This window comes from Pseudomonas brenneri (genome assembly GCF_007858285.1).
GTDB classification, from domain to species: domain Bacteria; phylum Pseudomonadota; class Gammaproteobacteria; order Pseudomonadales; family Pseudomonadaceae; genus Aquipseudomonas; species Aquipseudomonas brenneri.
The window spans coordinates 79,791-106,428 of record NZ_VFIL01000008.1; the positions used below are offsets into that span (position 1 = coordinate 79,791).

A 26,638-nucleotide genomic window follows, 5' to 3' on the forward strand; every position below is an offset into this window, starting at 1 on the left:
GATGAGGTTTTAACATGGCTGAACGTCTGAATAACGACTTCCAGTTCATCGATGTCGGGCGCAAAGATCCGAAGAAGAAACTGTTGCGTCAACGCAAGAAAGAGTTCGTGGAGATCTACGAACCCTTCAAACCCCAGCACTCGGCCGACCAGGCCCACCGCTGCCTGGGGTGCGGTAACCCGTATTGCGAATGGAAGTGCCCGGTGCACAACTTCATTCCCAACTGGCTGAAATTGGTGGCCGAGGGCAACATCCTCGCCGCCGCCGAACTGTCGCACCAGACCAACACCTTGCCGGAAGTCTGCGGCAGGGTGTGCCCGCAGGATCGTCTGTGCGAGGGTGCCTGCACCCTCAACGACGGTTTCGGCGCGGTGACCATCGGTTCGGTGGAGAAGTACATCACTGACACCGCGTTCGCCATGGGCTGGCGCCCGGACATGTCCAAGGTCAAGCCGACCGGCAAGCGTGTCGCGATCATCGGCGCAGGCCCGGCGGGCCTGGGTTGTGCCGACGTGCTGGTACGTGGCGGCGTGACCCCGGTGGTGTTCGACAAGAACCCGGAAATCGGTGGCCTGCTGACCTTCGGCATCCCCGAGTTCAAGCTGGAAAAGACCGTGCTGAGCAATCGCCGCGAAGTCTTCACCGGCATGGGCATTGAGTTTCGCCTGAACACCGAAATCGGCAAAGACGTGACCATGGAGCAGTTGCTCGAAGAATATGATGCGGTATTCATGGGCATGGGCACCTACACCTATATGAAGGGCGGCTTCGCCGGTGAGGACCTGCCGGGCGTGTATGACGCGCTCGACTTCCTGATCGCCAACGTCAACCGCAACCTGGGCTTTGAAAAATCCCCGGAAGACTTCATCGACATGAAGGGCAAGAAGGTCGTGGTGCTGGGCGGTGGCGACACCGCGATGGACTGCAACCGTACGTCGATCCGCCAGGGCGCCAAGTCGGTGACCTGTGCCTATCGTCGTGACGAAGCCAACATGCCGGGCTCGCGCAAAGAGGTGAAAAACGCCAAGGAAGAAGGCGTGAAATTCCTCTACAACCGCCAGCCGATTGCCATTGTGGGTGAAGATCGCGTCGAAGGCGTGAAGGTGGTCGAGACCCGTCTCGGCGAGCCGGACGCCCGTGGCCGTCGCAGCCCCGAGCCGATCCCGGGTTCCGAAGAGATCATCCCGGCCGACGCCGTGGTCATCGCTTTCGGCTTCCGTCCAAGCCCGGCGCCGTGGTTCGAGCAGTTCCAGATCCAGACCGACAGCCAGGGCCGCGTTGTAGCCCCGGAACAAGGCCAGTACAAGCACCAGACCAGCAACCCGAAGATCTTCGCCGGTGGCGATATGGTGCGCGGTTCGGACCTGGTAGTTACCGCGATCTTCGAAGGCCGCAACGCCGCCGAAGGCATCCTGGACTACTTGCAGGTCTAATACCGATCCCCAGCTGCAATGGGATCAAAAATGTGGGAGCGGGCTTGCTCGCGAATACGGTGTAACAGTGACTAGATATGTCCACTGACAACCCGCATTCGCGAGCAAGCCCGCTCCCACATTTGTTTTGCGGCGCTCTCATGTCCGCGACAAATTGACCCGATAGACAAAAGGCTGACCTGCAACCGTGCCTTTTGCGTCCGGCTCTGAGAAAATGCCCGCACTTTTTTTGCGGATGCCGACATGACTGCCCTCAAGAACGACCGTTTCCTTCGTGCCCTGCTCAAGCAACCTGTAGACGTCACCCCTGTGTGGATGATGCGTCAAGCCGGTCGCTACCTGCCGGAATACCGCGCCAGCCGCGCCAATGCGGGCGATTTCATGAGCCTGTGCATGAATCCGGAGTTCGCCTGCGAAGTCACGATGCAGCCGCTGGACCGCTATCCACAACTGGATGCGGCCATCCTCTTCTCCGATATCCTGACCATCCCTGACGCCATGGGCCAAGGCCTGTACTTTGAAACCGGCGAAGGCCCGCGTTTCAAGAAAGTGGTCAGCACCCTGGCCGATATCGAAGCCCTGCCGATTCCTGATCCACACAAAGACCTCGGTTATGTGATGGATGCCGTCAGCACCATCCGCCGCGAGCTCAATGGCCGCGTGCCGCTGATCGGCTTCTCTGGCAGCCCGTGGACCCTGGCCACCTACATGGTCGAAGGCGGTTCGTCGAAAGATTTCCGCAAGACCAAGGCCATGCTCTACGACAACCCACAAGCCATGCACTTGCTGCTGGACAAGCTGGCACAGTCGGTCATTTCCTACCTCAACGGCCAGATCATGGCCGGCGCGCAAGCGGTGCAGATCTTCGATACCTGGGGCGGCAACCTGTCGGCGGCGGCGTACCAGGAGTTCTCCCTGGCCTACATGCGCAAAATCGTCAGCGGCCTGATCCGCGAACACGAAGGCCGCAAAGTGCCGGTGATCATGTTCACCAAGGGCGGCGGCCTGTGGCTGGAAAGCATTGCCGACGCCGGTGCCGACGCGCTGGGCCTGGACTGGACCTGCGACCTGGGCGAAGCCCGTCGCCGTGTGGGTAACCAAGTGGCCCTGCAAGGCAACATGGACCCGACCGTGCTCTACGCCAAGCCGCAAGCGATCCGTACCGAAGTCGGTCGCATCCTCGCCAGCTACGGTAAAGGCAGTGGACACGTGTTCAACCTCGGCCATGGCATCACCCCGGAAGTGAACCCGGAGCATGCTGGCGCGTTCCTGCGGGCGGTGCATGAGTTGTCGGCGCAGTATCACGAATAACACGCAAAACATATGTGGGAGCGGGCTTGCTCGCGAATGCGGAATGTCAGCTGATATATTCATGACTGATACACCGCTTTCGCGAGCAAGCCCGCTCCCACATTTGAAGCAACACCGTATCAGGTCTTTACGTTCCCCAGCGGCGGCAACTTTGCCAGCTTCAGCGCCACCAGCAGCGCAACGGTCAACAGCGCAACGATAAACCCGCCAATCCCGTTCCACCCCGCGTAGTGCCAGAAAACCCCACCCGCCGTACCGGCAATACTCGACCCCGCGTAGTAGCTGAACAGGTACAGCGACGAGGCCTGCCCCCTGGCTTTCAGCGCACGCCGGCCAATCCAGCTGCTGGCCACCGAATGGGCGCCGAAGAAGCCGAAAGTGAAGATCAGCATGCCGATGATGATCAGCGGCAGCGAGCTGAACAGGGTCAGGGTGATGCCGGCGAGCATCAGCACGATAGTGGCCCAGAGCACCCGGCGACGGCCCAGGCGGTCGGCCAGCGAGCCGATCTTCGCTGAGCTGTAGATCCCTGACAGGTACACCACTGACAGCAGGCCGACCACCGCCTGGCTCATGTCATAAGGGGCGGCCAGCAAGCGGTAGCCGATGTAGTTGAACAGCGTGACAAAGGCGCCCATCAGTACGAAGGCTTCGAGAAACAGCCACGGCAGGCCGGCATCCTTGAAGTGCATGACAAAGCCATTGAGCAGGTTGCGCGGCTTGAGGCTGCTGGCGCGGAAGTTGCGCGACTCGGGGAGGATTTTCCAGAACACCGTCGCCGCAATCAGTGCCAGCGCGCCGATGATCAGCATTGCCGTGTGCCAACTGACGAAATCGATCAGTACGCCGGTGATCAGGCGCCCGCTCATGCCGCCAATCGCATTGCCGCCGATATACAGGCCCATGGCCAGGCCGATGTGCTGCGGATGGATCTCTTCGCTGAGGTAGGTCATGGCCACGGCCGCCAAGCCACTAAGGGACAGGCCCAGCAACGCGCGCAGCCACAGGATGCCTTCCCAGGTCGGCATCAGGCCGCTGGCGATGGTGCATACCGCCGCGCAGAACAGCGAGGTGACCATCACTGGCTTGCGCCCCAGGCGGTCGGAAATCGGCCCGGTGATCAACAGGCCAAAAGCGAGCATCGCCGTGGAGACGGAGAGGATCAGGCTGCTTTGCGCGGCATTGATGGAAAATTCGTGGGACAACGCCGGCATCATCGGCTGCACGCAATACAGCAGGGCAAAGGTGGCAAAGCCGCCGGAAAACAGTGCCAGCACCGTGCGCATGAACATCGGCGTATCTTTTTCGATGTACACATCGTTGAGCTGCGCCACCACCTCGTCGAGGGCGGTGGGTGGCAGTTCCTGGGCGAGTGGAGCGACAGCAGATTTCACGCGGGACCTCGGGGGCAAAGGCTGCCAGGGCTGGCAATGAAAAAAGAATATAGCTGGCTAATGATTCTTTCCAATATATTGTTCGACCTGTTTGATAGCTTTTACGACCTAATGAGGTTTTCATGGAATTGCGCCACTTGCGCTACTTCATCGCCGTGGCTGAAGAGCTGCATTTCGGCAGGGCGGCCCAGGTATTAGGCATCTCCCAGCCGCCGTTGAGCCAGCAGATACAGGCCCTGGAACAGGAGGTCGGCGCCCGCTTGTTTGAACGTACCAATCGTCGGGTTGAGCTGAGTGAGGCCGGGCGTTTGTTCCTCACAGAAGCCCGCCTGGTACTGGCCCAGGTCGACAAGGCCGCGGATGTGGCACGCCGGGCGCAGTTGGGGGAGTTGGGTGAGCTGAAGATCGGCTTCACCTCTTCGGCGCCGTTCAACTCCAGCATCCCACAGGCGATTTTCGCTTTTCGCCAGGCTTTCCCGGCGGTGCACCTGAACCTGCAAGAGATGAGCAGTACCGAGGTGGCGGGCGCGTTGGTGGACGAGTCGATCCAGGTCGGCCTGATGCGCCCGCTGCCGCTGCCGGACTCATTAAGTGTCGTGGAGCTGATGCGCGAGCCTCTGGTGGCGGTGCTGAGTGCCGGCCACCCACTGGTAGAAGGCAGCGAGCGCGGTTTGCACCTGGCCCAGTTGGCTGAAGAACCTTTTGTATTTTTCCCACGGGCCTACGGCAGTGGTCTGTACGCCCAACTGATCAACCTGGCACGCGATGCCGGTTTCAGCCCGCACTTCGCCCAGGAGGCAGGAGAGGCCATGACCATCATCGGCCTGGTGGCAGCGGGGTTGGGGGTGTCGGTGTTGCCGGCCTCATATCAGCGCATCCGCATCGACGGCGTGGTCTACCGCACCTTGCTCGACCCTGAGGCAGTGACGGCGGTGTGGCTGGTGCAGCGTAAAGACCAGCAGTCGCCCATGGCCAAGGCGTTTGTCGAGCTGCTGACGCGCAAGGCGTTGGTGTAGCGGCACTCACATATCAGGTAATGGAACCGGTTTAGTGATTTGCCTTGGAGTTGCGCAGAATCGTTTCTTTTTCACTGAGTGACATGGATGACACTTCTCTATCAACCCAAAGACAGGAGGCGTTTTGCCATGGATTGTCCTGTCCGGCTTTTCAGGCATACTGCCCCAGTTCCCGAAAGGGGCTTGTGAGACTCTGAGGATCCTGGAAATCCAGCCATCGCAGAGCCGGGCAGGACAAAGGCGATGACAAGCCAGCCTGCTTGTGAAGAGGGCGCCGAAAGGCGCCCTTTGTCGTTTCTGGTGTTATGTCGGAGGCATCGATCAGTTCTGCTTCGACGTCCCCGTCTCCTTGAACAACTGCTCCGCCGTACCCGCTTGCGCCGCGCCGCTTGCGCGCAGCCCGGCCATGATGTCGCGGTCGAGCATGCTGATCCAGCGGTTGTAGTTGCGATGAATCTTGCCGTCCTTGTAGCCCAGTTCCTGGCTGTCACGATAGGTGATGGCGTAGCGGGTGCCGGTGTAGCGGATGTCGATCTCGGCGTAGTAGCGGTTGCGCACGTTGATCTGGGCCTGGATCAGGCGTGGGTCGGCGCGCTGGACGGTCCAGTTGCGCTTGTCCAGGGCGGTGAGGATGCTCTGTTTCATTTTCTCTTCGCTGACCTGCTCGTTGGCGGCGAGCGCGTGCTGGGTGTTGAGTACCGGCTTGCTGGTACAGCCGGCAGCGGTCAGCAGGGTCAGGGCGATGAGGGTGGCGCGTAGCAACGAAGACATTCCGTTCTCTCCAATCAAATAAAAGGCTTACTGCCAGCGGCGAAAGATCAGCGACGTGTTGACGCCGCCAAAGGCAAAGTTGTTGTTCATCACGTAGTCGTTGTGCATCTGGCGGAACTCGCCGCGCAGGTAATCCAGTTCGCCGCAACGCGGGTCGACTTGATCGAGGTTGAAGGTCGGCACGTACTGGTCGTGGTTCATCATCTCGATGCTGAACCACGACTCCAACGCGCCGCAGGCACCCAGGGTGTGGCCCAGGAAGCTCTTCTGCGAACTGATGGGCATACGGCTGCCGAACAGGCTGCTGGTGGCCAGGGTTTCGGCAATGTCGCCTTGTTCGGTGGCGGTGCCGTGGCCGTTCACGTAACCGATGGCATCCGGCGTCAGGTTGGCATCTTCGAGGGCCAGCTCCATGGCCCGGCGCATGGTGACCTGCTCGGGACGGGTGGTGTGCTGGCCGTCGGCGTTGCTGCCAAAGCCGACGATCTCGGCATGGATATGCGCGCCACGGGCCAGGGCATGTTCCAGCTCCTCAAGCACCAGCATGCCGCCGCCTTCGCCGATCACCAGGCCATCGCGGCCGCTGTCGTAGGGGCGAGGACTGGTTTGCGGGGCGTCGTTTTTCAGGCTGGTGGCGTAGAGCGCATCAAACACCATGGCTTCGGTGGGGCACAGCTCTTCAGCGCCGCCGGCGAGCATCAGCGGCAGGCGGCCGAACTTGATCGCCTCATAGGCATAGCCGATGCCCTGGCTACCGCTGGTGCAGGCGCTGGACGTGGGGATCAGGCGTCCGGTGAGGCCAAAGAAAATGCTGATATTGGCCGCTGTGGTGTGCGGCATCATGCGCACATAGGAGTTGGCGTTCAGGCCCTCGGCCACCGAGTTGAGCAGCATATTGCCAAACGCCTTGATCTCATCGGTGCTGCCGGTGGATGAGCCGCAGGCCACACCCATGCGCCCGTCCTTGATCGACGCATCGCCCAGCAGGCCGGCGTCCTGCAACGCCTGCTCGGCGGCCCACACGGCCAGGCGCGAGACCCGGCCCATGCTGCGCAGTTGCTTGCGGGTCCAGTGGGCCGGCACCACAAAATCGTCAATCGGCCCGGCCAGCCGTGTGTTCAGTTCGCTGAAGCGATCCCACTCATCCATGCGCCGGATGCCGCTGCGCTGGGCGCGGAAGTTGGCGACGATGGTTTCCCAGTCGCAGCCCAGGGAGGTCATGCCGGCCATGCCGGTGACTACCACACGTTTCATCAGCACAGGCCCCCATTCACGGCCAGGACCTGGCGGGTGATGTAGCCGGCCTCGGCCGACATCAGGAAGTTCACCGCACTGGCGACCTCTTCTGGCGTACCCATGCGTTGCGCGGGGATCATCTTCAGCAGTTCTTCCACCGGCACGTTCTCATCAAGCATTGCCGTGTCGATCAGGCCGGGGGCCACGCAGTTGACAGTGATCTTGCGCTTGCCCAACTCGATTGCCAGCGCCTTGGCCGCACCGATCAAGCCGGCCTTGGACGCGCTGTAGTTGACCTGGCCACGATTGCCGATCAGCCCCGAGACCGAAGTGATGCACACAATACGCCCGGCCGCGCGGCGCCGGATCATCGGCATCATCACCGGGTGCAGTACGTTGTAGAACCCGTCGAGATTGGTGCGCATCACCACGTCCCAGTCATCCTCCGACAGGGCTGGAAACGCGCCATCGCGGGTCAGCCCGGCGTTCAGCACTACACCGTAATAGGCGCCGTGGGCTTCAACGTCGGCTTCGAGGATCTGCTTGCAGGTGGCACGGTCTGCCACATCAAATTGCAGCACCCGCGCCTTGCGTCCCAGGGCCTGGATTTGGACCTGTACGGCATCCGCCTCGGCGCGGCCACTGCGGCAATGCAACACGATGTCATGGCCGGCCTGGGCCAGGCGCAGGGCGATAGCGCGGCCGATACCCCGGCTGGAGCCGGTGACCAGTACGGATTCAGTCATGACGCGTGTCCTTCGATTCAGCTAAATAGTTGGCCGCCTGGGGCGGTCGAAATACGTTCAGGCGCGCGCTGGCCTGGATGCCGTCGCCGGTCAGGTGGCATTCGAACACACCCATGCCGTTGTCGTCTTCCAGTGAGCGCAGGCCGTGGATGGTCAACTCGGTGCCGGCGGGAAAGTGCTCGACGTTGCATTCGAACTTACGGGTGCCCAACAGGAACCCCAGCTCGACGGCTTCGCCGTTCTGCCGTGCCCGACAGCCGGCATAGGCGGCGACGCTTTGCGCCATCAACTCGACGCCGACCCAGGCCGGCAAGCTACCGTCGGCACGGTTGAACAGCCCGCCGGGCTTGACGGTGAGGCGGGTGCGGATCTGCTCTTCATCGAACGCCAGCACCTGGTCGATCAGGATCATGTCCCCGGCGTGGGGCAGCAGTTCGGCGAGCGGCCAATTGATCATGGGGCGTCTCCGATAATCAGGCTGACGTTATTGCCGCCGAAGGCAAACGAGTTGCTCATCAGGCAGCGTGTTTGCAGGGTGTCGCCGACCTTGGCCCAATGCAGGGTAGGCAGCGCCGGGTCGGTTTGACCGTCCCAGACATGCGGCGGCACGGTACCTTCCATCAGGCTCAACCAGCAGAACGCCGCTTCCAGCGCACCCGCGGCGCCGAGGGTATGGCCGGTCAGTGGCTTGGTCGAGGAACAGGCCACGCCAGCGGGAAACAGCGCTGCCACGGCCAGGCTTTCCATCGCATCGTTATGCTGGGTCGCGGTGCCGTGCAGGTTCAGGTAACCGATCTGCGCGGGTGTCAATTTGGCGCTGGCCAGGGCTTTGCTCATCGCCTGCAATGCGCCCTTGCCGCTGGGCTCAGGGGCGGAAATATGGTGGGCATCGCAGCTCGCGCCACTGCCCAGCAAAGCGATCGGCGCCGGGCTTTTGCTCATCAGGAACAGCACCGCCGCCTCGCCGATGTTGATGCCGTTGCGGTTCACCGAAAACGGGTTGCAACGCTGGGCGGATACCGCTTCCAGGGAGGTAAAACCGTTGAGGGTCAACTTGCACAGGCTGTCGACCCCACCACACAGCACCGCATCGCACAGGCCCAGGTCCAGCAGGCGCTGCGCGCTCATCAGGGCGCGGGCGCTGGACGTGCAGGCGGTGGAAATCACATAGGCCGGGCCGCTCAGTTGCAGCCAGTCGGCGAGGAAATTGGCCGGGGCGCCGAGCTCTTGTTGCCGATAGTCATAATCTGCGGGGAAGTGCCCTTCACGCAGGTAGTCGGCGATACCGCGACTGGCCTCATCGATGCCCGAGGTGCTGGTGCCCAGCACGATGCCGATGCGCGAGGCGCCAAAGGTCTGGATCGCCTGTTGGATCGGGCCTTCGATCTGCAAGGCGGCCTCCAGCAACAGCTGGTTGTTGCGACTGTTCTGTTGTGCCAGGTGCGGCGGCAGCGCTGCCAGCTCACCGGGCACGCTACCCACCGGCAATACCCGCTCGGAAACCCAGCCGCTCTCGCTGCGCATGCCGCTGCTATCGCCGGCAAACAGGTTGCGCCGCACTTCGTCCTGGTCGCGACCCAGGGCACAGATGATCCCGAGGGCGTTGAGGTAGGCCGTCATGGGGTGTTCCCAAGCGCGCTGACGCGATAGTTCAGATGTTGGCCAGGCATGCTCACGCTGAATGCCAAGGGCGCCTGGTAGATCACTTGCCAGTGCGGCTTGAGCACCCGCACCCCATCGTGTTCACGGGCCTGGGGGTAGTTGCCGGGCACCTCGGCGGCGGGCGTCAAAGCAAACAGTAAGGCGGCAAACAACTCGCGGGCCTGGGGATTGGGTGGCAACAACCCATCCGCCTGCCAAGTACCCTCCACCAGCTTTTGCCGGGCCTGGGGGATGCCCAGCGGATCCATCAGCGACCAGCGCAAGGCATCGCCTTCGCGCTGGATCACCAGCAACCAGTCCTGGCGCTGGCCATCCTGTTCGCGTTCTACATGCAATTGCAGCGGCAGGGCCAGGCTTGGGGTGTGCACAGGCAGCGGCGGCTGGCTGGCGCAGGCGGCCAGCAGCAACAGGCAGCCGATCAACAGCGCACGGATCATGCTGTCGGGCCTGTGAATGGCTTGCGTGCGACCACATTCACCAGGGTCTCTTCACGCTCGCCAAACGGCTTGGGTTGGCGCAGGCCCCAACGCTCCAACAGGCCGAAGTCCGCCGAGCGGCTCCACCACAGGTAGGGGTACGAGACATTCTGCGAGCCAAACTCGAAGCCCTGGTCACGGATCATCTCCAGGTACTCTGCGGCACTTTTCTGCACGTGCATCGGGTGGCGGAACAGCCAGCGAATCACCCAGGTGTCGATATAGGCTTCGGTGGACTCGGCAAACAGCAGGTAGCCGCCGGGCTTGAGCACCCGGTAGAACTCGGTCAACGCCCGTTGCTGCTCCACCAGGTGGTGGAAGGTCTGGTGGCAGAACAGGATGTCGACACTTTCATCGGCCACCTCAAGGGTTGCGCAATCACTGCCGATCAATTCGATATCAATGCCCTGGCGCGCGGCTTCGGCACGGCTCAGATCGAGGCTGTGCGGGTCGGCATCAAGGCCGATCAAGCGCTCGGGGGCGAACACCTGCTGCAAATAGCGGAACGACTTGCCCTGGCCGCAACCGGCATCCAGCAGCACCGGCGCCTCAGGCAACGGGTCGCTGAACAGGTTGCGCAGGTCGTTGATCGCCACACGCAATACGTGATGCTGCCAGGTGTGGCTGCGCAGGAACCAGAAGCCGAATTTGGTTTCTTCGACGTAGTTTTTGCTCAAGTACTCTTTTTGCACAGACGAGCTGCTCATACGTTATCCCCAGCACAAATTTCCGAGAGCATCCGCAAGCGGCGCTTGGGTTCGCTGACAAATGGGTTGCGCTCGTCCCAGGCATAACCAGCAAGGATCGAGCTGATCATGCGGCGTATCTCCGGCGAGCTGCCAGGGTGGTAGATCACATCCTGGAACGTGCCGGCGTACCAGCCTTCGACGTAGCAGCGGAAGGTGTCGACCCCGCGTTTGAGTGGCTCGGCGAACTCGGTTTGCCAGTCGACGCTTTCACCCGTCAACTGGCGGTGCAAGAGGCCTGCGGCCATGCTGGCCGAGCGCATGGCGATGGTCACGCCAGAGGAAAACACCGGGTCGAGGAATTCGGCGGCGTTGCCCAGCAGCGCGAAGCCCGGACCATGCAGCGTCGTGACATTGGCCGAGTAACCGCCGATGGTCCGTGCCGGAGTATCCCAGAGCGCGTTTGCCAGGACGCGGGACAGGCTTGGCGTTTGCTCGATAAAGCCGCGCAGGCAGGCATCGAGGTCGGCGTCGTGACCGTCGAAATGCGCCTTGGCCGCCACCACACCTACCGAGCAGCGCCCGTTGCTGAACGGGATGGTCCAGAACCAGATATCGCGCTGGGTCGGGTGGGTGGTGATGAGGATTTTGCTGCGGTCGAAGCCTGGGTGCTCGATACGGTCTTCGACGTGGGTGAACACCGCCTGGCGCAACGGGAAGTTCGACGGTGCTTCGAGGTCCAGCAAGCGTGGCAGCACGCGGCCGTAACCGCTGGCGTCGAGGACAAAGCCGGCCTTGATGTGGTATTCGCGGCCATTTTCGCGGCGTACGTGCAGGTAGCGGTGGCCGGCGGCGAAATCCACGCCGACCAGGGTCTGGCCGTAACGGATCTCTACCCCTTGCAACGCGGCCTGATCGGCCAGCAACTTGTCGAAATCGGCGCGCTGGACCTGGAAGGTAGTGGGCTTGCCATCGCTGAACGTATCGCCGAAATCGAAGGCACTGTAGCGCTCGCCCCAGGCAAACGCGGCGCCGGTTTTCAGCTGGAAGCCGGCGGCGTTGACTGCGTCGAGCATGCCGGCTTCTTCGATAAAGTCGATGCAGTGGGACAGCAGGCTTTCGCCGATGGAAAAGCGCGGGAAGTGCTGGCGCTCGATGATCAGCACATCATGCCCTTTACGCTTGAGCAACGCGGCCGCAATGGCGCCGGACGGGCCGGCACCGATCACCACGACCTGGCGATGTTCCATTTCAACTGTGGGCACTGTGGCTCCTTGCCGGGTTGGCGATCATCACATTCAACTCGATAAAATTAGTGGGCATCATTGCGCATGTTCCTGGCGGCCAGCCCACGGCGCCAGCATAAAGCTGAAGGCCAGGCCCAGGCTCACCGACAGGCCGAAGTTACTCACCGCCGGGGTGCTGGACACCGCCAGCAAACCAAAGGACAGCCAGGTGGTGACGGCTGCCAGCAACGTCCCCAGCAGGCTGACCGCGGCCCCGCCGATCTGTTCGCGCATGAGGATCGCATAGTCGACGCTGATCGCCGTCACCAGCAGCAGGCCGAACAGGCTGAACAGGGTCAGCGGCTGCCCCAGCCAACCGAGGCTGGCCAGGCTGCACAGGGCGGCCAGCAGCGGCAGCGCGACGATCCGCAGCGCGCCGCCCAGGCCAAAGGGCAAGAGCAGCAGCAAGACGATCAGTACACAGGACAATAATTTCAATTCGGCGGCGCTGACCTGGGTCGCGGCAAAGACCTGGTTCAGGTCGCCGAGGCGATCCACCAGTTGCACGCCAGGCAAGTCCTGGGCCTGGATGCGCAACAGCGCCGGGTTGTTCAAGCCTTGCAGGCTGACCATTGCCGCCACGCCGCCATCGACATTGCCCAGCCACAACAGGCGCCAGGGCTCGGCCAACGGGCCGGCCAGGGCCGCGTTGATATCTGCGGTGGGCAGCGTCTGCAACTGCGCCAGCTCCCCTTGCAGGGCGCTGGCCGGAATGCCGAGGTCCAGCAGCGGTTGCCACAGCGCCGGCAATTGCTTCAGGGCCTCGCGCAGTTGTTGCTGTTCGTCAGGCGTGCTGACCAGTTGATTGAGCGCCAGGTAACCCTGGAGCTTGTCCATATGCACCAGTTGATCCAGGCGTTGGCTCAGGGCCGCCTGGCGTTCCAGCAACTGCTGTTGATTATCCGCACGCACCAGGAAGAACTGGCTGGTGGGCTGGTAGCCGGTAATGCGTGCAATGGCCTGGGCTTCTTGCAGTAACTGCGGCGGCGCGCCGATCCACTGGCGAATATCGTTCTTGCTGTTCAACTGCCACAGGCCACCGGCACAAAACAGCAGGGCCAGCACCAGTAACGCCTGGCTCGGCAAGCGTTTGAGCAGCGATTCGCGCACCCCCAGCAGGAGCTCGGCGACCCGCAGCGGCCACTGCGCCGGGCGCAGGTCCAGGCCGTTGAGCAGCGCCGGCAACAGGCACACCGCCGACAAATAGGCCCCGACCAGACCTGCGGCAGAGAATACGGCGATTTGGGTCAGTGCCGGGAATGGCGTCCAGGCCAGGGCCAGGTAGCCGATGCAACTGGTGGCCAGGCTCAGGCTCAGGCCCGGCAGGGTCAGGCGCAAGGCCGGCCAACTGCGCCAGGGTTGCAGGTTCCAGCTCTTGGACAGGTAGTGCAGCGGGTAGTCGACCGCCACGCCGATCAGGCTCGCCCCCAGCACCAGGGTCATCACATGCATATGGCCAAACAGCGCCACGCAGGCGACTGCGCCAAACAGCATGCCCACCAGCACCGGGACAAACGCCAGCAACACGCGCCAACGACGGAACGCCAGTAACAGCAACAGCAGGATGCCGACGGTGGCACCGCCGCCGACCCAGGTCATCTCCCGGCTTGCCTGTTGTTGGCCATTGGCCGCGTACAGCAGGCCGCTGGCGGCCAGCAGTTGTACGTCGTGCTCGGCGGCCTGTGCGCGGCTGGTTTGCAGCAAGTCGGCGACTTGCAACGGCAGTTTCATATCAAAGGCATTGCCCTGGGTGCGCGCACGCAGCAGCACCCAGCTTTTGCCGTCGGCATCGGCGATCAACGCGCCGCTACCGATATCCAGTTGCACCGCGCCGTGTTGCGGCTGGCTGCTCTGGATGCGTCCGGTCAGGCCCAGCCAATCATCCTGGCTTGGCACCAGGCTGAAGCCGGTGAAGGGGTCGAACAGTGATTGCACACGCTGCTGGATAAACGCTTCGGGCTCGGCGATCAACTGTTCGCGGTCCTTGGCCGAGAGCATCGCCAGGCGCCCTTGCAACAGTTGCTCGCGCAGGGCGGGCAAGTCGGCCTGCAAGGTCCAGGTGACCTTTTCAAACAGGCCGCTGGCTTGCCACTGTTCGCCGAGTTGTTGGGCCATGCCCAGGGCTTGCTGGCGATCGGTATGCCCGACCAGCACCAGCATCTCGCGGTTCAGCGGCTCTTGCATGCGTTGCTCGGCCATAAGCTCCAGCGCATCCGGCGAGTTGCCTGGCACCAGTTCCATCAGGTTGGCCGACAGCGGCGCGCCATGGCGCCACTGCCAGCCGGCCAGGGCCAGCACGGCCACCAGCAGGATCAGGAACAGGCGCGGTAACCAGCGCTCACTGGGCAAAGTCGTGTTGCTCCGCGTCGCTCAAAGGTTGCGTGCTGGTGCTGTCCTGCATGCGCAATACCGTGCTGTCGCCCTGAGTTTCCAGCAATTGGATGGTGTGCACCAACTCGCCACCGTCGATATTGATCTGGGTGAACACCTGCTTGAGCAGCAGCGAGCGTGGGGTCAGCATGAGTTTCCAGGCCGTGGCCGTGCCTTGCAGCTGCAACTCGAAGTCGCGCTGCAAGCCACTGCTGTCACCTTGCAGCACCGCGAGGAACAAACGGTTCTGCTCGGCCCCGGCGCTTTTGTTGGGCAGTGGCTGCCAGCCGTTGGCATCGCGGCGGGCAATGCCCTGGGCGTTGATGCGATAGTCCTGTTGCAGCGGGGTTTTCAGCAGCCAGAGCAGGCCGTGGTCCCGGGCCAATACAAAGGTGCCCTTGCTGGTCAACGGCTGGGGCAGGGCGCGTAGGTGTTTTTCCTGGATGAAGTTGCCGTGGATCACCGAGGGCTTGGCCAGTTGGTCGCTGAGCTGCTGCAAGTCAAAAGCATAAGCCCCAAAACTCAGCAACAACCCAGCCCCTGTAGGAGCGAGCTTGCTCGCGAAAAACCTGAGGACGCCGCGCAGTGTCAGGTGTCCCGCGTTATCGTTGGCGACCATCGCGGGCAAGCCCGCTCCTACAGGGGGCCGCATTTCAAAGTCCCTTCGACGACCCTCTGTAGGAGCGAGCTTGCTCGCGAAAAACCTGAGGCCGCCGCGCAGTGTCAGGCGTCCCGCGTTATCGTTGGCGACCATCGCGGGCAAGCCCGCTCCTACAGGGGGCTGCATTTCAAAGTCCCTTCGACGGCCCTCTGTAGGAGCGAGCTTGCTCGCGAAAAACCTGAGGACGCCGCGCAGTGTCAGGTGTCCAGCGTTATCGTTGACGACCATCGCGGGCAAGCCCGCTCCTACAGGGGTTAGCATTTCAAGGCCCCTTCGACGGCCCTCTGTAGGAGCGAGCTTGCTCGCGAAAAACCTGAGGGCGCCGCGCAGTGTCAGGCGTCCCGCGTTATCGTTGGCGACCATCGCGGGCAAGCCCGCTCCTACAGGGGTCAGCATTTCAGGGCCCTTTCGACGGCGTCAGTGAATACTTTGGGCGAGGCCAACTGCATTTCGCGGCTGGCAATTTCGACGGCCACTTGCACGGTACTGGCGCGGGTCAGGCGTTCGCCGCTGGCAAGGTCGGTGATCAGGTAGTTGACCTTCAAGCGGCTCTCCCATTCCACCAGGCTGGCGCGCACGTTGAGAGTCTGGCCAAAGGTGGCGCCACGCACGTAGCGCAGTTGCATGTCGATCACCGGCCAGGCGTAGCCCGACTCAAGCATGGCCGTGTAGTTATGGCCGAGCTTGTCCAGCAGCGCGCAACGGGCGATTTCCAGGTATTTCACGTAATGGCCATGCCAGACCACGTTCATCGTGTCGATGTCGAAGAACGGCACGAGAATCTGTGTGTCACTGTGCAATACGCCGGGGCTACGCATGCAGCCTCCAGTGTTGCGCGGCGATACGTTGCAGGCACAGGCGCAGTTCGCCTTCCAGGGCGCGGTCTTCAATGACTGGCGGGAAGTCTTTGGCCAGCTCGATATGCATGGCCGCCAGGGCCGGCGGCAACGGACGTGCATCGGCGACCTGGGCGCGCAGCCACACGCCCTGGTTGGCGGCGAGCAAGGTAGCGGCGGCGACCTGTTCGGTCAGCTCCAGCACGCGGATCGCATCGCGGGCGGCAATGGTGCCCATGCTCACTTTGTCCTGGTTGTGGCACTCGGTGGAGCGCGAGAACACGCTGGCCGGCATGGTGTTTTTCAACGCTTCGGCGGTCCAGGCGCTGGTGCCGATCTGCACGGCCTTGAAGCCGTGGTTGATCATCGCGCGATCCGCCGGGGCGCCCGACAGGTTGCTCGGCAAACCATGGTTGTAGCGCTCGTCCACCAGCAGTGCCAGTTGCCGGTCGAGCAGGTCGGCGACGTTGGCCACCAGGTTTTTCAGGCTGTCCATGGCAAAGGCGATATGCCCGCCGTAGAAATGCCCACCGTGCAGCACGCGCTCGGCCTCGGCGTCGATGATCGGGTTGTCGTTGGCGCTGTTGAGTTCGATCTCGATAAACGAACGCAGCCAGCTCAAGCTGTCGGCCAGCACGCCAAGGACGTGGGGCGCGCAGCGCAGCGAGTAGCGGTCCTGCAGGCGGTGCAGCGGCGCGGTCGGGGCGTCGATGGCCAGGTCCTTGCGCAACCAGGCCGCGACCTGCATTTGGCCGGGGTGCGGCTTGGCGGCGAACAGGCGCTCGTCAAAGTGCTCCGGGTTGCCTTGCAACGCCACCACATTCAACGCGGTAATGCGTGTGGCCAGTTGCAGCAGGTAGTCGGCGCGGGCGAAGGCCAGGCAGGCAAGGCCGGTCATCACTGCGGTGCCGTTCATCAGTGCCAGAGCTTCCTTGGGCCGCAGCACCAACGGGGTCCAGCCCAGTTCGCGATGCACATCGCCAGCCTGGCGGCGCTCGCCGCGAAACAGCACTTCGCGCTCGCCGGACAAGGTCGCAGCCACATACGACAGCGGCGTCAGATCGCCGCTGGCACCCACTGAGCCCTCTTCGGGGATCAACGGCAAGATGTCATGTTCAAGGAACGCATGCAGGCGCTCCAGCAGTTCAACCCGCACCCCGGACACGCCATGGCACAGTGACTGCAAGCGCGCCGCCAGCACCGCACGGGTGGCCTGGGCGTCGAGCAGCTTGCCCAGGCCGCAGCCGTGGAAGGTGTACAGATGACGCGGCAAAGCCTCGACATGCTGCAACGGTACCGCCACCACACACGAGTCGCCGTAGCCGGTGGTCACGCCGTAGATCACGCCTTCCTTGTCCAGCAGCGAATCGAGGAACTGCGCGCCCTTGGCGATGCGCTGGCGGTAACCGGCATCGTCTTGCAGGCGGGTAGGCGCCTGACGGTTGGCCAGGGCCAGCACGTCTTCGATGCGCAAAGGGAGTTCGCCGAAGGTTACCGGCTCAAGCAGATGCGTCGTCATCGGTCTTCCAGAAAGGGTAAAAGTTGAACCATTGTTGGGGCGCTTGCAGGCAGAACTGGCCCAGGCGCTCGGCATAGCGGGCGGTCCAGTGGGCGATCACGTGCTGGCGGTCGCTGCGTTTCCATTCGATCAATTGCGCAAAGGGCTCGATGATCAGGCGATAGCGGCCCTGGTGCTTGAGGCACATCAGCAGGTTGACCGGGCATTTGAGCAGGCCTGCCAGCAGCCACGGGCCCTGGGGGAATGCCGCGTCATGGCCGAGGAAGTCCACGCGCACCGTGCGTCCACCGTGCAATGGTACGCGGTCACCGGCAATCGCCAGCCATTCGCCGTCGTCCAGGCGCTGGCTGAGCAGCAGCATCACTGCCGGGTCCAGCTCGCTGACCTGGATCAGTCGCAAGTTGTTCGCCCCGGCTTCACCCAGCAGGCGGTTGAACTGTTCGGCATGCTTGGTGTGCACCAGCACGTTCATGGTGACTTTCTCGCCAAGCTCCGCGAGGGCGCGGCACACTTCCAGGTTGCCCAGGTGCGCCCCTACCAGCATCTGCCCGCGCTCGCCGCGCAGTTGCCCGCGCAGCTGCGCCGGGTCGATGATTTCGATCTGTTCCAGGCGCAGCTTGCCGTTCCATACGTCGAGCTTGTCCAGCAAGGCGTCGGCAAAGGCCATGAACTGGCTAAAGACCCTTGTGTGGCTGGGGCGCAGGTCGTCGCGCCCGCTCCAGTCGGCCAGGCGCTGCTGGTATTGCCAGATGCTCTGGCGGGCGGCACGGCCAAACACGAAAAAGTACAGGACGATGCCATACAGCAGCGGGCTCAACACGCGGCGGCCGAGGACCCTGGCGGCGAACGCGGTGAATTTCATCAGCCGGAAACTGCCGCGCTCCTGGCGGTCGGCCCAATGCCGGGGGGTGTCGCTCATGCCTGCCACCGTCGCCAGAGGATCATCGGCGCGCGCACCAACATGCCGAAGAACAACCGGGTGTGCATCGAGGAAATCAGCGCGTTGTCGTGGACCATCCGAAAGTGCGACAGGCCATCGGCCGGGTAATGCACCTTGGTCGGCAGCCAGCGCATCGGCTGGTTGCGCCACGACAGGCGCACCACGATGTCGGAGTCGAAATCCATGCGCTTGCCGATCCGCGCCGAGTCCATCAGCGTCAGTACCGGTGGCAGTGGGTAGATACGAAACCCGCACATCGAATCACGGATCTGCAACGACAGGCTGTTGATCCACACCCAGACGTGGGTCAGGTAACGGGCGTAGAGGCGGCCCTTGGGCACGCTGTCGTCGTATTCGGGGTAGCCGCAGATCAATGCGTCGGGGTGCGCGCGCGAGGCGTCGAGAAACAGTGCGACTTCGCGCAGGTCGTGCTGGCCGTCGGCGTCCACTTGCAGGGCGTGGGTGAAGCCCAGGCGCGCGGCTTCGCGAAAGCCCGCCATCACCGCTGCGCCCTTGCCCTGGTTGGTGGGCAGGGTCAGCAGCGATACGTTATCCAGGCTCGCCAGTTGCGCCAGCACCGCGGCGCAGGCCGGGCTGCTGCCATCGTCTACCAGCAGGCAGGGCAGGCCGTGGTCCAGCAAGTTGCGGACCACGGCGGGCACGGCGGCTTCGTGGTTGTAGACCGGGATCAGGGCGCAGGGGTTATGCATGGTGGTGGACGCCTGATGGACCGAGTCGACTGCATCGCAGGCAAGCCAGCTCCCACACTGGATTTGTGTTTGGCATGAAACCAATGTGGGAGCGGGCTTGCCCGCGATTGAGCGCGCAGCGCTCACCCAACCTATGCATGAAAATTCTCCAGCAAAATTCGCCCGCTGGAACATGCCGCACTGTCATTGCGATAAGCGAAGTACAACTTGCCTCGCTCACGATCAAAGCGCAGGTGCAGTTCGATCACATCGCCGGGGCGTACCAGTTGCTGGAACTTGAGTACTTCCATGCCGGCAAAGGTCGGCGGTAGGTCGAGCAGTTGCTGGCCCAGATTGAACGCCCATTCCACCTGCACCACTCCCGGCAGCACCGGTGTGTGCGGGAAGTGTCCGCTGAAATAGGCCAGGTCCGGCGGGATGCTCAGCTGCAGAGTCCATTCGCCGTCGTTCTCGGTTTGCGCCAGGACTTCCGGGGCCTTGGGCCGAGGCGCCAACAGCAGTGCCTCGACTTGCGCCTGGGGCAGCTTGCCTTGGGTATTGAGCGGCAACTGGCGCAACAGGCGCCAGCGGCGGGGCAGGGCCAGGGCTTCGCAGTGTTGGCCCAGGTGTTGGCGCAGGGTCTGGGTGACGGTGCGCCGGCCCTGGTTACGCAAGGCGTGCAGGCCGTCGCCACTGAGGACCACCAGGGCGCCCAGCGAGGCGCGGTTTTCCTGGACCACGCCCAGGCGTGCCTCGGCGACCCAGGCGTGCTCCGCCAGGGCTTGTTCGAGCATCGGCAGGGAGATGCGTTTTTCTTCCAGCTTGACGATCCGGTCCAGCCGTCCCAGCAGCTCAAAGCGCCCGTCGGCGTGGATCAGGGCGGCGTCGGCGGTCTGCTCCACATGCCCGGCCGGCAGGTACGGCGAGGCAATGCGCAACGCACCGTCGGCGTCCTGGCTCAGTTGCACTCCGGCAAACGGCTGCCACGGCGTTTGGCCCTGGCGCCAGGCAATGCCGCCGGTTTCCGAACTGCCGAGGATCTCGGTCGGCCACTGTTGCAGGCGTTGCTGCAGGCTCTGGGCAGCGTCTGCGGGCAGTGCGCCACCGGAGGAAAACACCCGCTTGACCTGGCTCAGTGCCGGCCAGTCGAGGTTGTCGCCCATGCGCTTGAGCAGCGCCGGGCTGGCGACCCAGGCAAAGTGCGGCTGCTCGCGGCTGGCGCGTTGCAAGTCTTCCGGGAACGGCAGTTGCTGGCGCACAAAGGTACGGCCGGCGCACAACGGCCACAGCACGCGAAACAGCAAACCGTAGATGTGTTGGGTGGCGACGCTGCCGATGATGCACGCCCGGCCGAGGTCGGCCCCCCACAGGGTTTCCAGGGCCTGGACCTCATTGGCCAGTTGGCGCAGGGTTTTGTCGATGCGCTTGGGGGCGCCGCTGGAGCCGGAGGTGCACAGGCTCAATTGGCACACCTCCAGGTCGAGGGCTGCGGCGCTGAGCGGCGTTTGGTAGAGCGCCTCAAGGTCGTCGGCTTCGCTCAGCCAGGCGTCCACCTCGTTGGCCCAGCGTTGGCGGGTCTGGGGTTGCAGGTCGGCAGGCAGCAATACGCTGACCCCGGCACGCCAGGCACCTAGCAAGGCCACAGCCAGCAGGCCGGCATCGGTCAGATGGACGGCCAGGCGCTGGATGCCACGGGTTTGCAGCCCGGCCGCCAGGCTCAGGGCCCGCTCACACAGCTGTGCGTGACTCATCGAAGGCTCGGTGGTGACCGAACGCAGTTGCACAGGCTCAAGCAACAGGTGCTCAAGATTGACCCAATTCATACGCGGCCTCGAACCCTTTGTCGTACCAGCCATTCCACGGCAAACAACAGGCCCATCAAGCCATAGGCGATCAGACCGTTGTACAACATCCACCAGCTCAGCGGTGCCCACAGGGTGAGCGCGGCGGCGAGCAGGCCGTTACACAAGAAAAATACACTCCACACCACGGTGACCTTGCGTGTGTACGCAATGGCTTTCTCGGGCAATTGCGGGTCGCTCAGGCGTGCCAGGCGCTCGACCATCGGCGGGCCGTATTTCAGGCTCAGGCCAAACAGCGCCAACATGAAGACGCTGACCAGGCTGGGGTACCAGCGCAGCATCTGCGGGTTGTCGAACCAGGCCAGCAGCAGGCAAAACACGACCGCTACAAAGGCCATCCAGCCGCTGCCGGGGCGCCGGGCACCGGTCAGTGCGCGCAGCAGCCACAGGCTGGCCAGCAGCAGGCCGAATTGCCACGGGGCGAAATGCTCCGTGCCGTAATACACCGCAAAAGGATACAGCAGCCCTACCAGCAACAGGCCAAGGCCGATCAGCCGGCTCATGCGGCCGGTTGGACCAGACGGTAGACCGCCTCGACCACGTCGTTGACCGTACGCACAGCCTTGAACTCCTCGGCGGCGATTTTCTTGCCGGTCTGGCGCTTGATGTGGTCGATCAGGTCCACCGCGTCGATGCTGTCGATTTCCAGGTCCTGGTACAGGTTGGCGTCGAGGGTGACCCGTGCCGGGTCCAGTTCAAATAATTCCACCAAGGCATCGCGCAGGGTGTTGAAGATATCGTCACGAGTTTGCATGGTTAAGTCTCAAGCTGCCTGTCTGGCCGTGACGAACGCCGCGAGGCTGGCCACGTTGATGAAGTGATTGCGGGTGTCCTTGGCGTCGGCATCGATCTTGATGCCGTACTTTTTCTGGATCGCCAGGCCCAATTCCAGGGCATCTACCGAATCCAGGCCCAGGCCTTCGCCGAACAGGGTTTGCTCGCTGCCAATGTCGCAGGCGTCGATGTCTTCAAGGCCCAGGGCCTCGATGATCAGGGTTTTAATTTCGTGCTCAAGGCTGTTGGGATTGCTCATCTTCGGCGAGCTCCTTAATGAAATAGTGATGCAGGTAATCGTTGAGCTTGCGTGAGGCCTGGGGTGCGGGCCCTTGTGAGGCAAACACCTGTGGGTCTATATCGGCACCCACCTGCAAACTGAAGTGAAAGCGGCGGTGGGGGATGCGATACCAGGGCTCGGCCTTGGTCAGCGTGGTCGGGCTGACCTTGAGCACCACGGGGGTGATGATTGTCGCACCCCGCAGGGCGATGGCGGCGGCCCCGCGATGAAAGGCCGGCGCTGCACCTGGCACGGTGCGGGTGCCTTCGGGGAAGATAATCAGGGTCTGGCCGCCCCGCAGGGCGCCCGCTGCGGCATCGAGCATGTCGATGCTGCCGTCATTGCTGATATAGCCGGCATCGCTCACCGGGCCGCGGGTGAAGGGGTTCTGCCAGAGGCTTTGCTTGACCACGCAATTGGCCTGGCGCACCAGGCCGATCAGCACCACGACGTCAATCAGCGACGGGTGGTTGGCGATGATCATCTGCCCGGGGCGCCCGAGTTTCTCAGCGCCTTCAACGCTGTAGGTCAGGATGCCGGCGCGCTGCATCATGTTGATAAAGAACCAGAACAACCGCCCGATGGTCAGGCGCGCCCGCCGTTGGTGCTGCTGTGCGTCCCCCGGCAGGCAACTGAGCAGCGGAAACACCAGAAGGCGCAGGCACAGGCCGCCCAGGCCAAACAGCGTGAAGCTGGCCGCCGTGGCAAACAGGCGCCAGTAGTAGGCGTCCCGGGGTTTGTCGGTCAGTGTTTGCGTTGCCAGTTCCATACTCGGTTCTTCCAGGCATGTTGGCAGGCGCCTTGCTCGGTGAGCAGGGTGCGCAGCAGGTTCAGGGCGTGAGGCCACTGGGTGTTGGTCGGTTGGACAGTCGCGGTGTGCAGCGCCAGTTGCCATTCGTCGCCTGGGGTCAGCAACAGGCCCAGGGCGTAAGGGAACGGCACGTCGTTGATCCAACTGGCATAGGCTTGGGGTGGCTGTTCTTCGGTGATCACCAGCAGCACGGCCGGTGCGCCTTCGTTGAGCAGGGCTGCGGCTTCCAGCATACCGTGCTCCAGGCCATCGCCTGCTGCGGCCAGGGCGGTCATTTCACTGGTTTCATTGCGCAGGATCGACCACAGGCCAATCACCGCGTTGTGTACCGACAGGCTGAACTGGGTGGGCGACAGGGGCTGGTCATTGGCCAGGTCGCTGAGGATATCCAGGGTGCGCGGGGTTTCGCCATGGCGTGAAACAAACACCAGTGGCAGGTCCTGCAGGCCTTCGGCCAATGGCCAGCCGACACTGAAGGCCATCCGGGCCAGGCGGCTCAGGCGCCGGCGTTGCATGGCGGGCAGAAACGACACATCGGGAGCAGCATCGCTTTGGGCCAGCAACGTCGGGGCCTGGCACCAGTCGCGCCAGGCATCCACGCTGTCGAGCCCAGGGGCCCAGGCGCGCCATTGGGCGATGTTGAAGTTGATCACTGAGAAAATATCCCGCCCCTGCGGGCTTCCTTGTGCTGCAAATTGCCCATGAAACCAGGGCATGGCGCGATGGCCGAGTGGCGCGCATTATCCCGGTGCGGTGGGGTTCTAGCAAACTTTGGTAAAGAATTGTTCACGGGATATTACAAATTTTCTGAAAAGAATCACTGATTGTCCGTTATGGCGGTGGGGGCGAATATCAGAAGGCTCCTACTTTGTAGGGCCGCTACAGGTTTGTGAGGTGAGATCTAGCCGTCGATGTTGTAGTACAGGAGTGAACAAGGTAGCTAACCGGCGCTTTTGCCCTCTACACTCGATCATTCATTGATACACGGAGGTTTTTCCATGCGGCGCGTGGTGTTCAATCAAAAAGGTGGTGTTGGCAAATCCAGCATCGCCTGTAATCTGGCGGCAGTCAGCGCCAGTGAAGGCTATCGAACCCTGTTGGTGGACCTCGATGCGCAGGCCAATTCGACCCAGTACCTGACGGGACTGACGGGCGACGATATCCCCATGGGCATTGCCGATTTCTTCAAGCAGACCCTGTCTTCCGGGCCGTTTTCGAAGAAAAACCAGGTCGATATCTACGAAACCCCCTTCGACAACCTGCACGTCATCACCGCCACCGCAGAACTGGCAGACCTGCAGCCCAAGCTTGAGGCCAAGCACAAGATCAACAAGCTGCGAAAGCTGCTCGATGAGCTGGCCGAGGATTACGACCGAATTTACCTGGATACGCCGCCGGCCTTGAACTTCTATGCGGTTTCCGCGCTGATTGCAGCTGATCGCGTATTAATCCCGTTCGATTGCGACAGCTTCTCGCGCCAGGCGCTGTACGGCCTGCTGGCGGAAATCGAAGAACTCAAGGACGACCACAACGAAGGCCTGGAAGTGGAAGGCATCGTGGTCAATCAGTTCCAGGCCCGGGCGAGCCTGCCACAGCAAATGCTCGATGAGTTGATTGCCGAAGGCCTGCCGGTGCTGCCGGTGTACCTGGCCAGCTCGGTGCGCATGCGTGAGTCCCACCAGGAAAGCAAACCGCTGATCCACCTCGACCCGCGACACAAACTCACCCGACAGTTCGTGGAACTGCATAACCTGCTGGAAAACACCTGATCCATGTAGGCGCCGGCTTGCCGGCGAAAAGCGCCAACAATAACGCGGGGCATCTGGTGCCCCGTATTGTTCTCGGGTTCTTCGCCGGCAAGCCGGCTCCTACAGTGAGGGGGTCATACTCCCTGGCTGCGCAACCAGCTCATCAACTGTGGTAACGCCAATGCCCCGCTCTGGCGCGCCACTTCCCGGCCGTTCTTGAACAGGATCAGGCTGGGTATCGAGCGAATCCCCAATTGCGCCGACAGTTGCTGGTTGGCCTCGCTATCGAGCTTGGCCAGGCGGCACTTGCCCGCCAACTGCCCAGCCGCCTGTTCAAACACCGGCGCAAACGACTTGCACGGCCCGCACCACTCGGCCCACACATCCACCAGCAGCGGCAAATCGCCCTTGATCTGGCTGGAGTAGTCGCCCTGTTTCAGGTCAAACGGTTTGTTCAGCAGCACCGGCTGCTTGCAGCGCCCGCACTTGGGCGCATCACCCAGGCGTTCGTGGGGGATGCGGTTGAGGCCGTTGCAATGAGGGCAGGGGATTACCAGGGGATCGGACATGGTGGGCTCTGTGGTTGATGTGGCCAATGATTGTTATTTGGAGCCGTTGCGAAGACTTATCAAGCAACAGTGCCCTCAAGAGGAGCAACTGATCTCCAAATGCTTGCCCCAATCGGGCGGCCGCTGCGCGTATTGCTCCATTCCCGCCTGTTCTTCAAATGGCTTGCTCAACACCTCATGCAACCTTCGCACTTCATGGTAGTCGCCTGACTCGGCGGCGGTGATGGCGTTTTGTGCAAGGTAGTTGCGCAGGATGTACAGCGGGTTCACTGCGTGCATCCGCTCGCGGCGTTCTGCCTGGGGGCTGTTGCCATCGCGCTCGACACGGGCTTTGTATAGGTCTGCCCAGGTATCGAACCCATTGAGGTCAACAAAGTCATCGCGCAACTGCGCCACGGCCAGTGCGGCGGACTCATCCCCCAGGCGGCGGAAGAACAAGGTGTAGTCCACGCCGCTGTCCTGCATCAATTGCAGCAATCGCTCCACCAGTTTCTGGTCGTCGTCTTCGGCGCTGGTCAAGCCCAGGCGGCGGCGCATCAGGTCCAGGTAGTGGGCCTGGTAGAGCGGCAGGTACAGGCCGAGGGTTTCGCGCAGGGCGTCAACGCTGATATACGGCGTCAACGCCTGGGCCAGGGCGCTGAGGTTCCATTGGCCAATCGGTACCTGGTTGCTGAAGGAGTAACGCCCTTCGTGATCGGAGTGGTTGCAGATGAAATGGGCGTCGAAGTCATCCAGGAAGGCAAATGGCCCGAAGTCGAAGGTAATGCCCAGGATCGACATGTTGTCGGTATTCATCACCCCATGGCAGAAGCCATAGGCCTGCCATTTGGCGATCAGTTCGGCGTTGCGCTCGACGATCTCGCGGAACATCGCCAGGTAGGGCTCGGGTTGTTCCTGGCACTCGGGGAAGTGCAGGCTCAGGACGTGCTCGGCCAGTTGCTGGTGCAACTCGGTTTTCTGGGTGTAGTAGAAGTATTCGAAGTGCCCAAAGCGGATATGGCTCGGTGCCAGGCGCAGGACCATCGCGGCGCGCTCCTGTTTTTCGCGCCACACCGGGGTGTCGGAGCCGATCACGCACAGGGCGCGGCTGCTGGGAATGCCCAGGGCATGCAAGGCTTCGCAGGCGAGAAACTCGCGGATCGAGGAGCGCAGCACCGCACGGCCATCGCCCATGCGTGAGTAGGGCGTTTGCCCGGCGCCCTTGAGGTGCAAGTCCCAGTGTTCGCCAGCGGCGTTATACACCTCGCCCAGCAGCAAGCCCCGGCCATCACCCAGTTGCGGGTTGTATGAGCCGAACTGATGCCCTGAATAGACCATCGCCCGCGGTTCGGCTTCGGCCCACAGCTTATGGCCGCTGAACAGTTCGGCGAATACCGGTGTTTGGGCGATAGCCGGGTCGAGATCAAGCAGGGCCATGGCCGCATTGCTCGCCACCACCAGGCGCGGGGCGTCGATGGGTTCGGGCAGGACGTGGGTTGAGAAACCATCGCCCAGGCGGGCGAAGCGGTTGTCGAAGGTCAGTTCGTCGAGGGCTTTCACTGGCCGTCTCCAGCAGAATGTCC

27 protein-coding genes are annotated in these 26,638 nt (G+C 62.7%); 4 read left to right on the forward strand and 23 right to left on the reverse strand.

From position 1 onward, the window contains the following. The first annotated feature begins 14 nt into the window (after positions 1-14). Positions 15-1,433: an FAD-dependent oxidoreductase gene (locus FJD34_RS18400; RefSeq protein ID WP_032862197.1), complete on the forward strand. Its 1,419-nt coding sequence runs from the start codon at positions 15-17 to the stop codon at positions 1,431-1,433. A gap of 243 nt (positions 1,434-1,676) precedes the next feature. Beyond that, positions 1,677-2,744, forward strand: coding sequence for a uroporphyrinogen decarboxylase (gene hemE, locus FJD34_RS18405; RefSeq protein ID WP_090292798.1), 1,068 nt, complete (start codon positions 1,677-1,679; stop codon positions 2,742-2,744). A 119-nt stretch (positions 2,745-2,863) separates the two neighbouring features. Here hemE and FJD34_RS18410 read toward each other — a convergent pair whose 3' ends face one another. After that, positions 2,864-4,105, reverse strand: coding sequence for an MFS transporter (locus FJD34_RS18410; protein ID WP_229752224.1), 1,242 nt, complete (start codon positions 4,103-4,105; stop codon positions 2,864-2,866). Between the two features lie 155 nt (positions 4,106-4,260). On the opposite strand from FJD34_RS18410, the gene FJD34_RS18415 reads away from it, so the two are divergent. Continuing rightward, on the forward strand, positions 4,261-5,154 hold the full coding sequence (locus tag FJD34_RS18415) for a LysR family transcriptional regulator (RefSeq protein ID WP_032862190.1): 894 nt from the start codon (positions 4,261-4,263) through the stop codon (positions 5,152-5,154). A gap of 321 nt (positions 5,155-5,475) precedes the next feature. On the opposite strand, the gene FJD34_RS18420 is transcribed toward FJD34_RS18415, so the two are convergent. The 20 genes from FJD34_RS18420 to FJD34_RS18530 all read right to left on the reverse strand — a co-directional run bounded on the left by FJD34_RS18420 (position 5,476) and on the right by FJD34_RS18530 (position 23,412). After that, positions 5,476-5,925 (reverse strand): hypothetical protein, encoded by a 450-nt coding sequence (locus tag FJD34_RS18420; RefSeq protein WP_032862188.1) that lies wholly within the window; start codon positions 5,923-5,925, stop codon positions 5,476-5,478. Positions 5,926-5,952: 27 nt separating this feature from the next. Continuing rightward, on the reverse strand, positions 5,953-7,179 hold the full coding sequence (locus tag FJD34_RS18425) for a beta-ketoacyl-ACP synthase (protein ID WP_090292800.1): 1,227 nt from the start codon (positions 7,177-7,179) through the stop codon (positions 5,953-5,955). Then, positions 7,179-7,907: a 3-oxoacyl-ACP reductase FabG gene (gene fabG / locus FJD34_RS18430; protein WP_032862184.1), complete on the reverse strand. Its 729-nt coding sequence runs from the start codon at positions 7,905-7,907 to the stop codon at positions 7,179-7,181. The genes FJD34_RS18425 and fabG overlap by 1 nt, the downstream gene beginning before the upstream one ends. Beyond that, positions 7,900-8,364 (reverse strand): ApeP family dehydratase, encoded by a 465-nt coding sequence (locus tag FJD34_RS18435; RefSeq protein WP_032862182.1) that lies wholly within the window; start codon positions 8,362-8,364, stop codon positions 7,900-7,902. The genes fabG and FJD34_RS18435 overlap by 8 nt, the downstream gene beginning before the upstream one ends. Further along, positions 8,361-9,527, reverse strand: a complete 1,167-nt coding sequence (locus tag FJD34_RS18440) for a beta-ketoacyl-[acyl-carrier-protein] synthase family protein (RefSeq protein WP_090292802.1) — start codon at positions 9,525-9,527, stop codon at positions 8,361-8,363. The genes FJD34_RS18435 and FJD34_RS18440 overlap by 4 nt, the downstream gene beginning before the upstream one ends. Then, entirely contained in the window at positions 9,524-10,006 is a 483-nt protein-coding gene (locus FJD34_RS18445) for a hypothetical protein (RefSeq protein WP_090292804.1), read from the reverse strand. The genes FJD34_RS18440 and FJD34_RS18445 overlap by 4 nt, the downstream gene beginning before the upstream one ends. Then, positions 10,003-10,737 (reverse strand): class I SAM-dependent methyltransferase, encoded by a 735-nt coding sequence (locus tag FJD34_RS18450; protein WP_090293256.1) that lies wholly within the window; start codon positions 10,735-10,737, stop codon positions 10,003-10,005. The genes FJD34_RS18445 and FJD34_RS18450 overlap by 4 nt, the downstream gene beginning before the upstream one ends. A gap of 11 nt (positions 10,738-10,748) precedes the next feature. Then, on the reverse strand, positions 10,749-11,996 hold the full coding sequence (locus tag FJD34_RS18455; RefSeq protein ID WP_083204820.1) for an NAD(P)/FAD-dependent oxidoreductase: 1,248 nt from the start codon (positions 11,994-11,996) through the stop codon (positions 10,749-10,751). Between the two features lie 57 nt (positions 11,997-12,053). Next, the gene (locus tag FJD34_RS18460) at positions 12,054-14,366 is read right to left on the reverse strand and encodes an MMPL family transporter (protein ID WP_090292805.1); all 2,313 of its coding nucleotides are present in this window, start codon (positions 14,364-14,366) and stop codon (positions 12,054-12,056) included. Further along, on the reverse strand, positions 14,356-15,039 hold the full coding sequence (locus FJD34_RS18465) for an outer membrane lipoprotein carrier protein LolA (RefSeq protein ID WP_174553298.1): 684 nt from the start codon (positions 15,037-15,039) through the stop codon (positions 14,356-14,358). Before FJD34_RS18465 ends, FJD34_RS18460 begins: the two co-directional genes overlap by 11 nt. A 398-nt stretch (positions 15,040-15,437) precedes the next feature. Further along, complete coding sequence (locus FJD34_RS18485; RefSeq protein WP_032862167.1) at positions 15,438-15,866, reverse strand: acyl-CoA thioesterase; 429 nt, start codon at positions 15,864-15,866, stop codon at positions 15,438-15,440. Next, positions 15,859-17,403 carry an HAL/PAL/TAL family ammonia-lyase gene (locus FJD34_RS18490; protein WP_032862165.1) on the reverse strand — a complete coding sequence of 515 codons (1,545 nt, stop codon included), beginning with the start codon at positions 17,401-17,403 and terminating at the stop codon, positions 15,859-15,861. The genes FJD34_RS18485 and FJD34_RS18490 overlap by 8 nt, the downstream gene beginning before the upstream one ends. Then, the gene (locus FJD34_RS18495; protein ID WP_065942907.1) at positions 17,384-18,322 is read right to left on the reverse strand and encodes an LpxL/LpxP family acyltransferase; all 939 of its coding nucleotides are present in this window, start codon (positions 18,320-18,322) and stop codon (positions 17,384-17,386) included. The genes FJD34_RS18490 and FJD34_RS18495 overlap by 20 nt, the downstream gene beginning before the upstream one ends. After that, positions 18,319-19,053: a glycosyltransferase family 2 protein gene (locus tag FJD34_RS18500; RefSeq protein WP_032862161.1), complete on the reverse strand. Its 735-nt coding sequence runs from the start codon at positions 19,051-19,053 to the stop codon at positions 18,319-18,321. Before FJD34_RS18500 ends, FJD34_RS18495 begins: the two co-directional genes overlap by 4 nt. Before the next feature lie 131 nt (positions 19,054-19,184). Further along, a complete protein-coding gene (locus FJD34_RS18505; RefSeq protein ID WP_032862158.1) occupies positions 19,185-20,855 on the reverse strand; it encodes an acyl-CoA synthetase family protein in 1,671 nt (556 codons plus the stop codon). Continuing rightward, positions 20,852-21,397 (reverse strand): COG4648 family protein, encoded by a 546-nt coding sequence (locus FJD34_RS18510; RefSeq protein ID WP_032862156.1) that lies wholly within the window; start codon positions 21,395-21,397, stop codon positions 20,852-20,854. The genes FJD34_RS18505 and FJD34_RS18510 overlap by 4 nt, the downstream gene beginning before the upstream one ends. Further along, positions 21,394-21,648, reverse strand: a complete 255-nt coding sequence (locus FJD34_RS18515) for an acyl carrier protein (protein ID WP_032862153.1) — start codon at positions 21,646-21,648, stop codon at positions 21,394-21,396. The genes FJD34_RS18510 and FJD34_RS18515 overlap by 4 nt, the downstream gene beginning before the upstream one ends. Positions 21,649-21,657: 9 nt before the next feature. Next, positions 21,658-21,927, reverse strand: coding sequence for a phosphopantetheine-binding protein (locus FJD34_RS18520; protein ID WP_032862152.1), 270 nt, complete (start codon positions 21,925-21,927; stop codon positions 21,658-21,660). Then, positions 21,905-22,717 (reverse strand): lysophospholipid acyltransferase family protein, encoded by an 813-nt coding sequence (locus FJD34_RS18525; RefSeq protein ID WP_032862150.1) that lies wholly within the window; start codon positions 22,715-22,717, stop codon positions 21,905-21,907. The genes FJD34_RS18520 and FJD34_RS18525 overlap by 23 nt, the downstream gene beginning before the upstream one ends. Next, positions 22,693-23,412 carry a beta-ketoacyl synthase chain length factor gene (locus FJD34_RS18530; protein WP_065942905.1) on the reverse strand — a complete coding sequence of 240 codons (720 nt, stop codon included), beginning with the start codon at positions 23,410-23,412 and terminating at the stop codon, positions 22,693-22,695. Before FJD34_RS18530 ends, FJD34_RS18525 begins: the two co-directional genes overlap by 25 nt. Positions 23,413-23,757: 345 nt before the next feature. On the opposite strand from FJD34_RS18530, the gene FJD34_RS18535 reads away from it, so the two are divergent. Next, a complete protein-coding gene (locus FJD34_RS18535; RefSeq protein WP_029296134.1) occupies positions 23,758-24,528 on the forward strand; it encodes a ParA family protein in 771 nt (256 codons plus the stop codon). 113 nt (positions 24,529-24,641) lie between these two features. Here the strand turns inward: FJD34_RS18535 and trxC are convergent, their stop codons facing one another. Both trxC and selO read right to left on the reverse strand, forming a co-directional pair. Continuing rightward, positions 24,642-25,076 carry a thioredoxin TrxC gene (trxC, locus tag FJD34_RS18540; protein ID WP_032862147.1) on the reverse strand — a complete coding sequence of 145 codons (435 nt, stop codon included), beginning with the start codon at positions 25,074-25,076 and terminating at the stop codon, positions 24,642-24,644. A gap of 75 nt (positions 25,077-25,151) precedes the next feature. Then, the gene (selO, locus tag FJD34_RS18545) at positions 25,152-26,615 is read right to left on the reverse strand and encodes a protein adenylyltransferase SelO (protein ID WP_032862146.1); all 1,464 of its coding nucleotides are present in this window, start codon (positions 26,613-26,615) and stop codon (positions 25,152-25,154) included. Positions 26,616-26,638: the final 23 nt, after the last annotated feature.

Bases quoted from the DNA above. Each gene is read 5' to 3' on its own strand.
- hemE (WP_090292798.1), top strand. From the start codon at position 1,677: ATGACTGCCCTCAAGAACGACCGTTTCCTTCGTGCCCTGCTCAAGCAA.
- FJD34_RS18425 (WP_090292800.1), bottom strand. From the start codon at position 7,179: ATGAAACGTGTGGTAGTCACCGGCATGGCCGGCATGACCTCCCTGGGC.
- fabG (WP_032862184.1), bottom strand. From the start codon at position 7,907: ATGACTGAATCCGTACTGGTCACCGGCTCCAGCCGGGGTATCGGCCGC.
- FJD34_RS18435 (WP_032862182.1), bottom strand. From the start codon at position 8,364: ATGATCAATTGGCCGCTCGCCGAACTGCTGCCCCACGCCGGGGACATG.
- FJD34_RS18445 (WP_090292804.1), bottom strand. From the start codon at position 10,006: ATGATCCGTGCGCTGTTGATCGGCTGCCTGTTGCTGCTGGCCGCCTGC.
- FJD34_RS18465 (WP_174553298.1), bottom strand. From the start codon at position 15,039: ATGCGGCCCCCTGTAGGAGCGGGCTTGCCCGCGATGGTCGCCAACGAT.
- trxC (WP_032862147.1), bottom strand. From the start codon at position 25,076: ATGTCCGATCCCCTGGTAATCCCCTGCCCTCATTGCAACGGCCTCAAC.
- FJD34_RS18485 (WP_032862167.1), bottom strand. From the start codon at position 15,866: ATGCGTAGCCCCGGCGTATTGCACAGTGACACACAGATTCTCGTGCCG.
- FJD34_RS18535 (WP_029296134.1), top strand. From the start codon at position 23,758: ATGCGGCGCGTGGTGTTCAATCAAAAAGGTGGTGTTGGCAAATCCAGC.
- FJD34_RS18525 (WP_032862150.1), bottom strand. From the start codon at position 22,717: ATGGAACTGGCAACGCAAACACTGACCGACAAACCCCGGGACGCCTAC.
- FJD34_RS18520 (WP_032862152.1), bottom strand. From the start codon at position 21,927: ATGAGCAATCCCAACAGCCTTGAGCACGAAATTAAAACCCTGATCATC.
- FJD34_RS18400 (WP_032862197.1), top strand. From the start codon at position 15: ATGGCTGAACGTCTGAATAACGACTTCCAGTTCATCGATGTCGGGCGC.
- FJD34_RS18415 (WP_032862190.1), top strand. From the start codon at position 4,261: ATGGAATTGCGCCACTTGCGCTACTTCATCGCCGTGGCTGAAGAGCTG.
- FJD34_RS18495 (WP_065942907.1), bottom strand. From the start codon at position 18,322: ATGAGCGACACCCCCCGGCATTGGGCCGACCGCCAGGAGCGCGGCAGT.
- FJD34_RS18420 (WP_032862188.1), bottom strand. From the start codon at position 5,925: ATGTCTTCGTTGCTACGCGCCACCCTCATCGCCCTGACCCTGCTGACC.
- FJD34_RS18510 (WP_032862156.1), bottom strand. From the start codon at position 21,397: ATGAGCCGGCTGATCGGCCTTGGCCTGTTGCTGGTAGGGCTGCTGTAT.
- FJD34_RS18490 (WP_032862165.1), bottom strand. From the start codon at position 17,403: ATGACGACGCATCTGCTTGAGCCGGTAACCTTCGGCGAACTCCCTTTG.
- FJD34_RS18440 (WP_090292802.1), bottom strand. From the start codon at position 9,527: ATGACGGCCTACCTCAACGCCCTCGGGATCATCTGTGCCCTGGGTCGC.
- FJD34_RS18515 (WP_032862153.1), bottom strand. From the start codon at position 21,648: ATGCAAACTCGTGACGATATCTTCAACACCCTGCGCGATGCCTTGGTG.
- FJD34_RS18505 (WP_032862158.1), bottom strand. From the start codon at position 20,855: ATGAATTGGGTCAATCTTGAGCACCTGTTGCTTGAGCCTGTGCAACTG.
- FJD34_RS18500 (WP_032862161.1), bottom strand. From the start codon at position 19,053: ATGCATAACCCCTGCGCCCTGATCCCGGTCTACAACCACGAAGCCGCC.